General features: G+C 64.8%; 12 protein-coding genes and 1 pseudogene. 5 read left to right on the top strand and 8 right to left on the bottom strand.

What is annotated here, in order from left to right:
- Positions 1-20 precede the first annotated feature (20 nt).
- Genes carB through carA form a run of 3 tightly spaced genes read right to left on the bottom strand, consistent with a single transcriptional unit; the run spans position 21 to position 4,781 of the window.
- Entirely contained in the window at positions 21-3,353 is a 3,333-nt protein-coding gene (gene carB / locus QE379_RS08455) for a carbamoyl-phosphate synthase large subunit (protein WP_306999661.1), read from the bottom strand.
- Between the two features lies 1 nt (position 3,354).
- The gene (locus QE379_RS08450) at positions 3,355-3,588 is read right to left on the bottom strand and encodes a hypothetical protein (RefSeq protein WP_306999660.1); all 234 of its coding nucleotides are present in this window, start codon (positions 3,586-3,588) and stop codon (positions 3,355-3,357) included.
- The gene (gene carA, locus QE379_RS08445) at positions 3,588-4,781 is read right to left on the bottom strand and encodes a glutamine-hydrolyzing carbamoyl-phosphate synthase small subunit (RefSeq protein ID WP_306999659.1); all 1,194 of its coding nucleotides are present in this window, start codon (positions 4,779-4,781) and stop codon (positions 3,588-3,590) included. The genes QE379_RS08450 and carA overlap by 1 nt, the downstream gene beginning before the upstream one ends.
- 140 nt (positions 4,782-4,921) lie before the next feature.
- Between carA and QE379_RS08440 the strand changes: the two genes are divergently transcribed.
- The 4 genes from QE379_RS08440 (at position 4,922) to rpoD (ending at position 10,090) form a co-directional block, all read left to right on the top strand.
- A complete protein-coding gene (locus tag QE379_RS08440) occupies positions 4,922-5,374 on the top strand; it encodes a GatB/YqeY domain-containing protein (RefSeq protein WP_306999658.1) in 453 nt (150 codons plus the stop codon).
- 1 nt (position 5,375) lies between these two features.
- Positions 5,376-5,954: an endonuclease domain-containing protein gene (locus tag QE379_RS08435; protein WP_306999657.1), complete on the top strand. Its 579-nt coding sequence runs from the start codon at positions 5,376-5,378 to the stop codon at positions 5,952-5,954.
- Between the two features lie 118 nt (positions 5,955-6,072).
- Positions 6,073-7,920 carry a DNA primase gene (gene dnaG, locus QE379_RS08430; protein ID WP_306999656.1) on the top strand — a complete coding sequence of 616 codons (1,848 nt, stop codon included), beginning with the start codon at positions 6,073-6,075 and terminating at the stop codon, positions 7,918-7,920.
- A 142-nt stretch (positions 7,921-8,062) separates the two neighbouring features.
- Entirely contained in the window at positions 8,063-10,090 is a 2,028-nt protein-coding gene (gene rpoD / locus QE379_RS08425; protein ID WP_306999655.1) for an RNA polymerase sigma factor RpoD, read from the top strand.
- Positions 10,091-10,180: 90 nt separating this feature from the next.
- Here the strand turns inward: rpoD and QE379_RS08420 are convergent, their stop codons facing one another.
- Complete coding sequence (locus QE379_RS08420) at positions 10,181-10,831, bottom strand: hypothetical protein (RefSeq protein WP_306999654.1); 651 nt, start codon at positions 10,829-10,831, stop codon at positions 10,181-10,183.
- 130 nt (positions 10,832-10,961) lie between these two features.
- On the opposite strand from QE379_RS08420, the gene QE379_RS08415 reads away from it, so the two are divergent.
- On the top strand, positions 10,962-11,603 hold the full coding sequence (locus tag QE379_RS08415) for a peptidylprolyl isomerase (RefSeq protein ID WP_306999653.1): 642 nt from the start codon (positions 10,962-10,964) through the stop codon (positions 11,601-11,603).
- Positions 11,604-11,928: 325 nt separating this feature from the next.
- Here QE379_RS08415 and rplS read toward each other — a convergent pair whose 3' ends face one another.
- The 4 genes and pseudogenes from rplS to QE379_RS08395 all read right to left on the bottom strand — a co-directional run bounded on the left by rplS (position 11,929) and on the right by QE379_RS08395 (position 13,697).
- Entirely contained in the window at positions 11,929-12,321 is a 393-nt protein-coding gene (gene rplS / locus QE379_RS08410; protein WP_219020303.1) for a 50S ribosomal protein L19, read from the bottom strand.
- A gap of 15 nt (positions 12,322-12,336) precedes the next feature.
- Positions 12,337-13,052, bottom strand: a pseudogene (trmD, locus tag QE379_RS08405) (tRNA (guanosine(37)-N1)-methyltransferase TrmD); the annotation flags it as partial.
- Complete coding sequence (locus QE379_RS08400) at positions 13,049-13,432, bottom strand: type II toxin-antitoxin system VapC family toxin (RefSeq protein WP_306999652.1); 384 nt, start codon at positions 13,430-13,432, stop codon at positions 13,049-13,051. The gene QE379_RS08400 and the pseudogene trmD, both read right to left, overlap by 4 nt.
- Positions 13,425-13,697, bottom strand: coding sequence for an AbrB/MazE/SpoVT family DNA-binding domain-containing protein (locus tag QE379_RS08395; protein WP_306999651.1), 273 nt, complete (start codon positions 13,695-13,697; stop codon positions 13,425-13,427). The genes QE379_RS08400 and QE379_RS08395 overlap by 8 nt, the downstream gene beginning before the upstream one ends.
- Positions 13,698-13,763: the final 66 nt, after the last annotated feature.

Here is a 13,763-nt window from a genome sequence, read left to right as displayed (position 1 = left end):
ATCATGTTCTCATGTCGGGATCAGTTGTGCGAACGCGAATAGTAGGATTGCAGGGGCCGTACTTCAAGACCACGGCTGCCCGCCGCCGCAATCGCCTTCGCCGCTTCGATGCTGGCGGGCGCCGTGGTGAAATAGGGAATCTTCTGCCCCAGCGCCGCCTGACGGATCGGTTTCGAGTCCTTCAGGCTCTGCCACCCCTCGGTCGTGTTGAAGATCAGGGTGATGCCGCCATCCTTGATCCGGTCGACGATATGGGGCCGTCCCTGTGCGACCTTGTTGATCTTCTCGACCGTGACACCGGCCCGGTCGAGATAATCGGCGGTGCCGCCGGTCGCGACGATCGCGAAGCCCGCCTCCGACAGCATCTTGGCGGCGGGGACGATATGCGGCTTGTCGCCGTCCTTGACGCTGATGAACACCGCGCCCTCGGTCGGCAGGACGGTGCCCGCGCCAAGCTGCGACTTGGCGAAGGCGGTGGTGAAGTCGGGGTCGATGCCCATGACCTCACCGGTCGACTTCATTTCCGGCGACAGGACCGGATCGACGCCGGGGAAGCGCGCAAAGGGGAAGACCGCTTCCTTGACCGCATAATAATCGATGTGGCGGTCGATCGGCGGCAGGTCGGCCAGCTTCTCGCCCGCCATGACACGCGCGGCGATCTTGGCGATGGGGGTGCCGATCGCCTTGGCGACGAAGGGCACGGTGCGGCTGGCGCGCGGATTGACCTCAATCAGATAGACCAGACCGTCCTTCACCGCGAACTGGATGTTCATCAGGCCACGCACGTTCAGGCCGCGTGCCAGCGCCTCGGTCTGGCGCTCGATCTCGGCGATGATCTCCGCCGACAGGCTATAGGGCGGCAGCGAGCAGGCCGAGTCGCCCGAATGGACGCCCGCTTCCTCGATATGCTGGAGCACGCCCGCCACGACGACCTGATCGCCGTCGCAGATCGCGTCCACGTCCACCTCGATCGCGTCGCGCAGATACTGATCGATCAGGACGGGCGCGTCGCCCGACACCTGCACCGCCGTCTGGATATAATCCTCAAGCTGCTGCGGCCCGTCGACGATCTCCATGGCGCGGCCGCCCAGCACGAAGCTGGGGCGCATCAGCACCGGATAGCCGACCCGCTCGGCGACGATCAGCGCTTCCTCGCGGCTGCGCGCGATGCCGTTCTTGGGCTGGAGCAGCTTGAGCTTGTCGACCAGAGCGGCGAACTGCTCGCGGTCCTCGGCCAGATCGATCGCGTCGGGGCTGGTGCCCAAGATCGGGATGCCAGCCGCTTCCAGCGCGCGGGCGAGGTTCAGCGGGGTCTGGCCGCCGAATTGCACGATCACGCCGACCAGCTCTCCTCGCGACTTCTCGACATCGAGAATGGCGAGAACGTCCTCGGCGGTCAGCGGCTCGAAATACAGCCGGTCCGAGGTGTCATAGTCGGTGCTGACCGTTTCCGGGTTGCAGTTGACCATGATCGTCTCATAGCCCGCATCCGCCAGCGCGAAGCAGGCGTGGCAGCAGCAATAGTCGAACTCGATCCCCTGCCCGATCCGGTTCGGACCGCCGCCCAGAATGACGATCTTCTTCCGATCGCTGGGCACCGCCTCGTCTTCCGGCTCGCCGAAGGTCGGGGCTTCATAGGTCGAGTACATATAGGGCGTCTTGGCGTCGAATTCGGCGGCGCAGGTGTCGATCCGCTTGAAGACCGGACGCACGCCCAGCTTCAGGCGATGCTCGCGCACCTCCTGCTCGGTGACGCCACCGGTCATCATCTTGACGACTTCGTGGATCAGACCCGATCCGCGCGCGATGCCGCGATCCATGCCGCGCAGATTCGCCGACTGGAGTGCCAGATAAGCGAGCCGCTTGTCGGAGAAGCCCATCGCCTTCAAACGGCGCATGCCGGCCGCGTCCTGCGGCAGGCCGTTCTCCATGACCTCATTCTCGGCCGCGACGATCTCGGCGATCCGCTCCAGGAACCAGGGGTCGTACTTGGCGATCGCATGGACCTCGGCGACGGTGAAGCCTTCGCGCAGTGCCTGCGCCGCAACCAGCAGCCGGTCGGGGGTCGCCCTGGCCAAGGCCGCCTCGATCTCGGCACGCGGCGCGCCCGCCAGATGCTCGACATTGTTGAAGCCGCTCAGGCCCGTCTCCAGGCCACGCAGCGCCTTCTGCATCGATTCATGGATGTTGCGGCCGATCGCCATCACCTCGCCGACCGACTTCATCGCGGTCGACAGCACGGGCTCCGAGCCCTTGAACTTCTCGAAGGCGAAGCGCGGAATCTTGGTGACGACATAGTCGATCGTCGGTTCGAACGAGGCCGGGGTCGCGCCAGTGATGTCGTTCTCGATCTCGTCCAGCGTATAGCCGACCGCCAGCTTGGCGGCGACCTTGGCGATCGGGAAGCCGGTGGCCTTCGACGCCAGCGCCGACGAGCGCGACACGCGCGGGTTCATCTCGATGACGATCAGGCGGCCGTCCTTCGGGTTGACCGCGAACTGCACGTTCGAACCGCCCGTCTCCACGCCGATCTCACGCAGCACCGCCAGGCTGGCGTTGCGCATGATCTGATATTCCTTGTCGGTCAGGGTCAGCGCGGGCGCGACGGTGATCGAGTCACCGGTATGGACGCCCATCGGATCGATATTCTCGATCGAGCATATGATGATGGAATTGTCGTTGCGATCGCGCACGACCTCCATCTCATATTCCTTCCAACCGAGGAGCGACTCCTCGATCAGCACCTCGGTCGTCGGCGAGGCGTCCAGCCCGGCGCGGACGATCGCGATGAACTCCTCGCGGTTATACGCGACGCCGCCGCCGGTGCCGCCCAGCGTGAAGCTGGGACGGATGATGGCGGGCAGGCCGACCTTCTCCAGCCCCTCCAGCGCCTCCGCCTCGCTATGCGCGATGGCCGAGCGGGCGGATTCCAGCCCGATCTTCTCCATCGCAGCCTTGAACTTCTGGCGATCCTCGGCCTTGTCGATCGCCTCGGCATCGGCGCCGATCATCTGGACGCCGAACTTTTCCAGCGTGCCGTCCTCGAACAGCGCCAGCGCGGTGTTCAGCGCGGTCTGGCCGCCCATGGTCGGCAGGACCGCGTCAGGGCGTTCCTTCTCGATGATCTTGGCGACGACGGCGGGCGTGATCGGCTCGACATAGGTCGCGTCGGCCAACTCGGGATCGGTCATGATCGTCGCCGGGTTGGAATTGACCAGGACGATACGATAGCCCTCCTCCTTCAGGGCCTTGATCGCCTGCGTGCCCGAATAGTCGAACTCGCACGCCTGGCCGATGACGATGGGCCCCGCGCCGATGACGAGGATGGAGGAGATGTCGGTGCGTTTTGGCATCTTATTTCTCGCCGAAATGTTTGCGACCAAGCTCAACAAGCTGGTCGTAGGCTTCTTTGGTCAATCGCATGTTCTGGCTGCGTGCGCCGACATGCACTCTATCAGTCGAGCCATAGCTATTGATCTGTAGGAAGCGCTCCCCAGCGATCTCTAGCGGCACTATAGCGGCGGCACACTCCGGTTGCGGACGCTCACTGCCTTGGCTCAGCAGTTTCATGTGCCGGATCACGGCCATCAGGCGGCGTCCGGTCGAAGCGACCCCACGAACCGCTCGAACAGATAGAAGCTGTCCTGCGGCCCCGGCGAGGCTTCGGGGTGGTACTGGACCGAGAAGGCCGGGCGGTCGGTCAGTTCCAGACCCGCATTCGACCCGTCGAACAACGACACATGTGTCTCGCGCGCGTTCGCAGGCAGCGTCTCGCGCTCGACCGCGAAGCCGTGGTTCATGCTGGTGATCTCGACCAGACCGTCGGACAGGCGCTTGACCGGGTGGTTCGCGCCGCGATGGCCCTGGTGCATCTTGGTCGTCTTGGCGCCGACCGCCAGACCCAGAAGCTGGTGGCCCAGGCAAATGCCGAACAGCGGCTTGCCCGTGTCGAGCAGCTGGCGGATCACCGGCACGGTGTATTCGCCCGTCGCCGCCGGATCGCCGGGGCCGTTGGACAGGAAGATGCCGTCCGGGTTCAGCGCCATGACATCCTCATAGGAGGCGGTGGCGGGGACCACCGACACCTTCGCACCGGCCTGAACCAGGTTGCGGAAGATGTTGTGCTTGCTGCCATAATCGATCGCGACGACGTGCGGGCGATCCTCGCCCTCGGCACCGGCATAGCCGAAGCCCAGCCGCCACAGGCCGCCCTCGCGCGTCTCTCCCCAGCCATAATGCAGCTCGGTCGACACGTCCTTGGCGAGATCCATGCCCTCCAGCCCCGGCCAGGCACGCGCCTTGTCCAGCAGTGCGGCGATGTCGAACTCGCCCGAAGCCGAATGCGCGATCACGCCGTTGGGCGCGCCGCCTGCCCGGATGCGGCGGGTCAGCGCGCGGGTGTCGATGCCCGCGAGGCCGATGCGGTTATGCCGCGCCATCCACCCGGCGAGATTCTCCATCGCGCGGAAATTGGACGGGGCGGTCGGATCCTCGCGGACGATCATGCCCAGCGCGTGCGGCGCGTCCGCCTCGATATCGTCGGGGTTGGCGCCGACGTTGCCGATATGCGGGAAGGTGAAGGTAATGATCTGGCCCGCGAAGGACGGGTCGGTCATGATCTCCTGATAGCCGGTCATCGCGGTGTGGAAGCACACCTCTCCGACGGCATCACCCTCGACGCCGAAACCGCGCCCCCACAACACGTCTCCGTTCGCCAGAACGAGAACACCCGTGGCGCCTTCAGGCTTTTCGGGCATGGCGAATGGCTTGGCGTCGGCCATGATCGGCGGGCACTCCTGCTAAAATGTCTGCAATGTCGCTAAGTGGCGTCCGCTAGACACCGGGGAGCCATCCGTCAACCGGTTCACGGAATTGCTTCGATCGGCTATCGTCCCCGCCTTTCAGACAAGACGGACAAAACATGATTCGCGACGACATCAAGGCCGCGCAGGTGGCCGCCATGAAGGCTGGCGACAAGGAAAGCCGCGCGGCGATCAGCCTGATCCAGGCCGCCATCAAGAACCGCGACATCGAACTCCGCACCGGGACCGCGCCCGCCGATGACGACATGGTCGTGATCGAAGTGCTGCAAAAAATGGTCAAGCAGCGCCGCGAATCGATCGCCATGTACGAACAGGGCGGCCGCCAGGAACTGGCCGATGCCGAAAAGGCCGAGGTCGCGGTGATCGAGCGCTTCCTGCCGCAGACGCTGACCGAGGACGAGACCAAGGCCGCGATCGAGGCGATCAAGGCGGAGATCGGGGCGAGCGGCATGAAGGATATGGGCCGGGTGATGGCCGAGTTGAAGGCGCGCCATGCGGCGGTGCTGGACATGAGCAAGGCGAGCGGGCTGGTGAAGGCTTCGCTGGCGTGATGTGACTGGGGGCGTGGGGCGGGTGGATCGGATTGATCGCGAGCGGAGTCCCCTCCCCCAACCCCTCCCGCCTGCGGGAGGGGAGCCTGACGGGTTGTGGGGAGAGGGATACCCTCCACCACAAACGCATCCCCTCCCGCAGGCGGGAGGGGACCGAGGGGAGGGCCCGCGACCCTTCCGCGAAAACCGCCCTACGAAGCGCGCTCGAGAACTCCGCCTGAACCCGACCGATGCGGAGCGAAGGTTATGGCGGGTGCTATCCCGCCGTCAGGTTTCAGGCGTCCGCTTCAACCGACAGGTCACTATAGGTCCGTACATCGCCGACTTCGCCGCCCGCTCCGAAAAGCTCATCGTCGAAGTCGACGGCGGCCAGCACGGCGAGCGCGTCGCCTACGACGAAGCCCGGACCCGCTACCTCGAAGTACAGGGCTGGCGGGTTATCCGCTTCTGGAACAACGATGTTCTGGGCAACCTCGATGGCGTCGTCGCGACCATCGAGCGAACGCTCGCGGATAGGCCCTCCCCTCAATCCCCTCCCGCCTGCGGGAGGGGAAGCGCAAGCCGCGGTCGGACAGCCTGAACAACTCCCCTCCCGCAAGCGGGAGGGGCTGGGGGAGGGCTATCCCGGACCATCCACAACACCCTGACCCTTGCCAAAACACCCCTTCCCCGCTACACATTATAATCGCGCGGACGCCATGAGCCTGACCCCGCAATTCCTTGACGAGCTACGCGCTCGGACCAGTCTGTCGGCGCTGATCGGCAAGACGGTGAAGCTGCAAAAGGCCGGCCGGGAATATAAGGGCTGCTGCCCCTTCCATAACGAAAAGACGCCCAGCTTCTACGTCAACGACGACAAGGGCTTCTACCATTGCTTCGGCTGTTCGGCGCATGGCGATGCCATTCGCTGGATGACCGACCAGCGCGGCCTGCCCTTCATCGACGCGGTCAAGGAACTGGCACAGGCCGCCGGGCTCGACATGCCCGCGCAGGACCGCCGCGCCGCGCAAAAGGCGGAGCGCGCCAAGGGCCTGCACGATGCGATGGCCGATGCGGCGAACTGGTTCTCCGAGCAACTGGGCGGCCTGTCTGGCGGCGACGCCCGCGAACTCCTGACCCGCCGCCGGGTGTCGCCCGAGACGGCGCGCACCTTCGGCCTGGGCTTCGCGCCCGACAGCCGGGGCAAACTGAAGGCGGCGCTTGAAAGTTATGGCGACCCGGCGCTGATCGAGTGCGGGCTGCTGATCAAGGTCGACGGCAAGGCCCCTTACGACCGGTTCCGCGGCCGGTTGATGATCCCGATCCGCGACGCGCGCGGGCGAGTGATCGCGTTCGGTGGCCGGATCATCGGCGAGGGCGAGCCCAAATACCTCAACTCGCCCGACACGCCCCTCTTCGACAAGGGGCGCACGCTCTACAATCTCGACCGCGCCGCGCCCGCCGTGCGCAAGTCCGGCCGCGTGCTGGTGGTCGAGGGCTATATGGACGTGATCGCCCTCGCCCAGGCCGGGATCGAGGAAGCGGTCGCGCCGCTCGGCACCGCGCTGACCGAACATCAGCTGGAGCGGCTGTGGCGGATGGTCGATGTGCCGACGCTCTGCTTCGACGGCGACGCGGCGGGACAAAAGGCCGCGATCCGCGCCGCGCAGCGGGCGCTGCCGCTGCTCCAGCCGGGTCGCAGCCTGTCCTTCGTCACCCTGCCCCAGGGCCAGGATCCCGACGATCTGGTCCAGGAAAAGGGCGCGGCGGGGTTCGAGGCGGTGCTGGCCCGCGCCACCCCGCTCAGCGACCTGCTCTGGCAGTCCGAGATCGCGCAGGCCCAGACCGACACGCCCGAGGGCCGCGCCGCGCTGAAACAGCGGCTGGAGGAACTGGCGCAGCAGATCCCGCACAAGGATCTGGCCTACGAATATAAGCGCGCGATGATGTCGCGCTATTTCGACATTTTCGGCATCCGTCGGGTCAATGCGGCGGCGGTGCATCAGGCGGTGGCCGAAGCCAATCGCCATGTCGGGCGCGGGGTCGAATACAGCCTGAAACGCGCGGTGCTGCTGGGGCTGATGCGCTATCCGCATGTATTGTGCCGGTACATGGACGAACTCAGCCGGTTGGATATGGGCGACCGCTATCTCGACGCCTGGCGGCACCATCTGCTCGACGCGGCGGTCAACGACCCGCATCTGTCGCGGAAAGACGCGGCCGAGGCGGAAAGCCTGATCGAGCAGATCATGGCGACCACCGACGTCCACCCGATCGACGCGCGCGACTATACCCGCGACCTGGCGTTCAGCTTCTTCAGCAAGGCCAGCGATCCCGCCATCGCCGTGCGCGATCTGGAAAAGGTCATCGAGGTGATGCTGGAGGAAAGCGAGACGCGCACCAATCGCGAGCGCGCGGTGCAGGCGTTCCAGTCCGACATGACCGAGGATCGCTTCGCCGAGCAGACGCGGTGTCATGCGGCGCACGCGCAATCGCTCGACCAACTGTATCGCTGGCTGGAGGCGGCCCGCGATCTGGCGGACAAGCAAGCCGGGGAGGCCGCTTGATACAGGCCACCCCGCGCCCCATATCCGGGGCATATTGGGCGCGTTGCGTCCACACTGGAAAATTACGCATGGCCCTCTCACCCGCTTGCATGATCGGCAAGCGGTGTGACAGAGGCCGGGCATTGAGACCCGAGGGCATTTGATGGCGAAGGCGAATATGGCGGCGGATACGACCGATACCACGGAAACGGGCGATGCGCCGCTGATCGACCTCAACGAAGCGTCGATCAAGAAGCTGATCGCGCGCGCCAAGAAGCGCGGCTACATCACCTACGACCAGTTGAACGAAGCGTTGCCGCAGGACCAGATGTCTTCGGATCAGCTCGAGGATATCATGGCCGCCCTCAACGAGATGGGCGTCAATATCGTCGAGAATGAGGAACAGGGCGAGGACGGCGAAACCGAGGAAGAGGCCGACGACGCCGAGACCACGGACGGCGATGCCGACTCCGGTCCTCAGCCTGAGGCGAAGAAGAAGGAAACCGTCGATCGCACCGACGATCCGGTCCGCATGTACCTGCGCGAGATGGGCGCGGTCGAACTGCTGTCGCGCGAGGGCGAAATCGCCATCGCCAAGCGGATCGAGGCGGGTCGCGACACCATGATCCTGGGGCTGTGCGAAAGCCCGATTACCTTCAACGCAATCATCGACTGGTCGACCGCGCTGAACGAAGGCACGATGCAGCTTCGCGAGATCCTCGATCTCGACGCCATGCTGTCCAAGGACGCCGGCCCGGAAAATCTGGGCGAGGAGGACGAGGATGACAATGGCGAGATCAGCGCCAAGAACGCCGGCCCGCAGTTCAAGGAAGAGGAAGAGCCCGAGGAACCCTCGGTCGATGACGAGGATGGCGAGGGCGGCGAACGCCGTGGCCCGCGCGCCGAGGACGAGGAAGAGGACAACACCCTCAGCCTCGCCCAGATGGAGGAGACGCTCAAGCCGCAGGCGCTGGAGAAGTTCGCCAACATCACCTCGATCTACAAGAAATTCTCGAAGATCCAGCAGCAGCGCCTGGAGTCCATGGCGCTGGGCGGCGAACTGTCGGCGGCGGACGAGCGCAAGTACCACAAGCTGCGCGAAGAACTGACCGCCGAGGTCGAGAGCGTCCAGTTCCACAACGCCAAGATCGAATTCCTGGTCGATCAGCTTTACGCCTTCAACCGCCGCCTGACTGCCTTGGGCGGCCAGATGCTGCGGCTGGCGGAGCGGCACAAGGTCAATCGCAAGGACTTCCTCGACCGCTATCTGGGCCATGAGCTGGACGAGAACTGGCTCGATACCGTGCGTGGGCTCGACAAGAAGTGGGGTAACTTCGCCTCCAACGAAGCCGCGACCGTCGACCGCATCCGCAGCGAGATCGCCGAGATTTCGCAGCAGACCGGCATGGCGCTGACCGAATTCCGTCGCATCGTGAACATGGTGCAGAAGGGCGAGCGCGAGGCGCGGATCGCCAAGAAGGAAATGGTCGAGGCGAACCTGCGCCTCGTCATCTCCATCGCCAAGAAATACACCAATCGCGGCCTGCAATTCCTGGATTTGATCCAGGAGGGCAATATCGGCCTGATGAAGGCGGTCGATAAGTTCGAATATCGCCGCGGCTACAAGTTCAGCACCTACGCCACCTGGTGGATTCGCCAGGCGATCACCCGCTCGATCGCGGACCAGGCGCGGACCATTCGTATCCCGGTCCATATGATTGAGACGATCAACAAGCTGGTCCGCACCAGCCGCCAGTTCCTGCACGAGCAGGGCCGCGAACCGACACCGGAGGAGATGGCCGAGCGCCTCTCCATGCCGCTGGAAAAGGTGCGCAAGGTGATGAAGATCGCCAAGGAACCGATCTCGCTCGAAACGCCGATCGGCGACGAGGAGGATTCGCATCTGGGCGACTTCATCGAGGACAAGAATGCGGTCATCCCGGTGGATGCGGCGATTCAGGCGAATTTGAAGGAAACGGTCACCCGCGTCCTGGCCTCGCTCACCCCGCGCGAGGAACGCGTGCTGCGTATGCGCTTCGGCATCGGCATGAACACCGACCATACGCTGGAAGAGGTCGGCCAGCAATTCTCGGTCACCCGCGAACGCATCCGCCAGATCGAGGCCAAGGCGCTCCGCAAGCTGAAGCACCCCAGCCGCAGCCGCAAGATGCGCAGCTTCCTCGACCAATAAGATCGTAGCAAATGCTGATCGAAAAAGCCGCCGGTCGAAGGATCGGCGGCTTTTTCATTCCCGCGGCGGCGGGGGTTGGGGCGGCGGGTTTCAGTTGCCCTGACGACCCGACCGGATCGGCGGACATATCGAGACGGGAATGCGATCACGCGCCAGTCGCGGGCATAGCTCGGCATTCAAATCACTGCGCACTGCGATCAGTCGCGGTCGGAATTCGGCAATTTCCTTCTGGAACATATCCATCCCGAGCTTGACCCATTTGGCGACCTCGGGCCGCTGCGTCATCGCTTGCTTGAACGCCTGACGATCCTCGGCGGTCAGCGGTTCGCGATGATGGAATTGCCGGTAGCCGATGCCTGTCGCGAAAAAGGCAGTCAGCGTGGCGATCTCGGCATCGCTCAGGTTCGCGGCGTAATAGCGGACCAGATCATCATGCGCTCGCCGCACATTGCGCTGCCAGACCTTATCGAAGGCCGCGTCGAAGTCCCTGGCCGCTCTGGCTTGCTGCGGCGCAGGGAGCCCGGCGATCCCCCTGGCGAACTCCTCTTTGCCCATGGCCAGGAACGGCGCTTCCACACTTTTCGCGTCTCCTTGCGTAACCGGGGTGACGAGCACCGCCGCAGCCTGGAGACGCTCGGGCGTGATCGGTTGGTCACCCTGGTCAAAGGGCTGAGGGGGATGCGCTGCGACCGGCGCCGTGATGACGCAGACCGATAAGGCCAAGACCCGAAGCGACCGCATGTCCTGTCTCCCTAACCCATCCTTTGCTTCCATCCTCGGCCTTGCGCCGTATCCACGGCGTGTCGGGTCGGTGAATTCCCGGTCAGGCCGCCCCTCCACAATCGCCGTCGGAAAGGGTAATCGGACGCGCATGAAGTATGCGTTGCCCCTCCTCGCGCTGTTGACCGCAGCCGCGCCCGCCAATCAGAATGTCCCCCGCCCCGGCTATGTCCGGGTCCAGCTCAACACCTCGGAAGGGTCGATCGTCGTTGCGCTCGACACGCGTCATGCGCCCGCGACCAGCGCCAATTTCCTCGCCTATGTCGATGACGGGCGGTTCGACGGCACGGTCTTCTACCGTGCCGCGCGCGACAAGCGGAACCCGAAACAGGGGTTCGTCCAGGGCGGCATTAGGACCGATGCGCGACGCATTCTGCCTCCCTTCCCGCTGGAGACCACGGCGCAGACGGGGATCAAGCATCTCGACGCGACCATTTCGATGGCGCGGGGCCAGTCACCCAAATCGGCGGGCGGCAATTTCTTCATCACCGTCGGCCCGACCCCGGGCATGGATGCGCGGCCGGGCTATCCGGGCTATGCCGCGTTCGGGCGGGTGATCGCAGGTATGGAGACGGTCAAGAAGATCCTCGCCAAGCCATCGGGGGGCGGCATGGACGCGATGAAGGGGCAGATGATCCTCCAACCCGTCCGCCTGATCACCGCCAAACGCCTGGACGGCAAGCCCAAGCCGACCGGCGAACCCAAGGTGTGGCTGATCAATTTCGGGGGGTGAGGCCCCTCTTCCCCGCGTTCTGTCTGAGGGCATTCATCAGGCCACGCTTCAGCTCTTACCAAGCCCTGAGGCCAGTTCGTCTCTCGGCCTTCGACTTCGCTCAGGCTGAACGGGGATTGGGGATGAGCACCTCCCCGGTCACACGCCTGCCAGTCCCCCTGCCCTCCGTTCGCACTGAGCGAAGTCGAAGTGCATGGGAAGACCACCGATGCTGCGCGCCATGATGCCGGCTGCGGTTCGGGGCATATCCCAAAGAAAAGGGCGGCGGCACCGCCTGGTGCCACCGCCCCTTCCCTGTCGAACCACAAAGGGTCCGCCGGACCGATTACTCGGCGGCGGCAGTGCCCTTGGCCGGACGCGGATCGCGACGCTCGGCGATACGCGCCGACTTGCCGGTGCGACCACGCAGATAGTACAGCTTCGCGCGACGCACGGCGCCCTTGCGGACGACATCGATCGAGTCGACGTTCGGCGAGTAGAGCGGGAAGACGCGCTCCACGCCCTCACCGAAGGAGATCTTGCGGACGGTGAAGGACGAGCCCATGCCCTTGTTCGAGCGGGCGATGCAGACGCCCTCATAGAACTGGACGCGGGTACGCTCGCCTTCGACGACCTTCACACCGACCTTCAGCGTGTCGCCGGGGCGGAATTCCGGGATCTTCTTCGTCTCGTTGAACTTGGCGATCTGCTCAGCTTCGATCTGCTGGATCACGTTCATGACACTATTCCTCAATCGTCGCCGCGCGCCAGAGGGCGACCGACCCGAACGCCCTCATGACGTTCCCAAAGGTCCGGCCGCCTTGACCGTGTATCCTCGCAAGCCCGGGCATGACGCCAGGCCGCGATTTTCGCATGATCCCCCGATCGCAGCACCTCAGGGATCGTGCGCCCTTCCCACTCAGCGGGTCGGGTATATTGCGGATATTCGAGAAGGCCGCTTTCGAAGCTTTCCTCGACTCCACTGGAAGCCGCGCCCATTACGCCGGGAAGCAGCCGAACGCAAGCGTCGAGCAGCACCAGCGCCCCCATCTCACCCCCCGACAGGATATAGTCGCCGATCGATACCTGTTCGATGTCGCGCGCTTCGAACAGCCGCTCGTCGAACCCCTCGAACCGGCCGCACAACACGGTGACGCCCGGCCCCGCCGCCAGTTCGCGGACGCGCGGCTGGGTCAGGGGGCGCCCACGCGGTGTCATCGCCAGAACGGGCCGGTCGTCGGCGACCGAATCCACCGCCGCCGCCAGCACATCGGCGCGCAGCACCATGCCCGCCCCGCCGCCCGCGGGCGTATCGTCGACCGAGCGATGCTTGTCGGTCGCGAAGTCGCGGATCTGAACGGCTTCCAGCGCCCAGCGATCCTCCCGCAGCGCCCGCCCCGCCAGCGAAGCGCCAAGCGGTCCGGGAAACATCTCCGGGTAGAGCGTCAATATCGTCGCGCGAAAGGTCACAGTGTCCAATTCTCGATGGTAAGGCCGGGGATGTCGGCAAAGTCGGCTTCGTTATTCGTCACAAGTGTTAGTCCGGTGGCCACGGCGTGTGCTCCAATCAGCCGATCGAACCGCCCGCGCCTGAACGGAATCACCGCATAGGCGGACGCCGCACGTTGGTCGAACGGCAATATGGGGATGCGTTCGAAGAGCCGATCGAACGCATCGATCGCATCTCCGCTATGGTTCCCTAGTCCCCGCATGATCTCGGCGTAGGTAATCGCCGAGGCAACCGCGCTGCCTGGCTCACAGCTCGAGAGCCGCTGCGCCACGCGGCCGGTCGCATCGCGCAAGACATAGATACAGATATTGGAATCGAGCAGATAGCGCGGTTCACTCACGACCCAGCAGCTTTCCATCCCAGTCCAGCACGCGGGGCTCCATTTCGAAGTCCTCACGCTCGATCGGCTTCAACCACGGCATCGAGCCCGCGATGCCCGTCAGGTCGATCGTCTTACGGGGCGCCTGAACCGGCTCGAACACATAACGCCCCTGCTCTTCCCGCAGGGTCATCTCCGTCCCCTCGGTCAACCCCAGCGCGGCGGGCAGGCGCAATGCGAGCGAATTGCCCGAGCGGAAGACCTTCGCCTGATAATCCTTGCCCATATCGCCTCCGTATATACATCGCGTATATACATGATCCGAGGCGAAACGCCAGGGAACACCGGCCGC

This window comes from Sphingomonas sp. SORGH_AS_0879 (genome assembly GCF_030819175.1).
Lineage (GTDB): Bacteria > Pseudomonadota > Alphaproteobacteria > Sphingomonadales > Sphingomonadaceae > Sphingomonas.
This window is presented reverse-complemented; position numbering and strand designations above follow the sequence as displayed.

Excerpts from the sequence above, each read along its gene's own strand:
- carB (WP_306999661.1), bottom strand. The coding sequence starts at position 3,353 with ATGCCAAAACGCACCGACATCTCCTCCATCCTCGTCATCGGCGCGGGG.
- QE379_RS08450 (WP_306999660.1), bottom strand. The coding sequence starts at position 3,588 with ATGGCCGTGATCCGGCACATGAAACTGCTGAGCCAAGGCAGTGAGCGT.
- carA (WP_306999659.1), bottom strand. The coding sequence starts at position 4,781 with ATGGCCGACGCCAAGCCATTCGCCATGCCCGAAAAGCCTGAAGGCGCC.
- QE379_RS08440 (WP_306999658.1), top strand. The coding sequence starts at position 4,922 with ATGATTCGCGACGACATCAAGGCCGCGCAGGTGGCCGCCATGAAGGCT.
- dnaG (WP_306999656.1), top strand. The coding sequence starts at position 6,073 with ATGAGCCTGACCCCGCAATTCCTTGACGAGCTACGCGCTCGGACCAGT.
- rpoD (WP_306999655.1), top strand. The coding sequence starts at position 8,063 with ATGGCGAAGGCGAATATGGCGGCGGATACGACCGATACCACGGAAACG.
- QE379_RS08420 (WP_306999654.1), bottom strand. The coding sequence starts at position 10,831 with ATGCGGTCGCTTCGGGTCTTGGCCTTATCGGTCTGCGTCATCACGGCG.
- QE379_RS08415 (WP_306999653.1), top strand. The coding sequence starts at position 10,962 with ATGAAGTATGCGTTGCCCCTCCTCGCGCTGTTGACCGCAGCCGCGCCC.
- rplS (WP_219020303.1), bottom strand. The coding sequence starts at position 12,321 with ATGAACGTGATCCAGCAGATCGAAGCTGAGCAGATCGCCAAGTTCAAC.
- QE379_RS08395 (WP_306999651.1), bottom strand. The coding sequence starts at position 13,697 with ATGGGCAAGGATTATCAGGCGAAGGTCTTCCGCTCGGGCAATTCGCTC.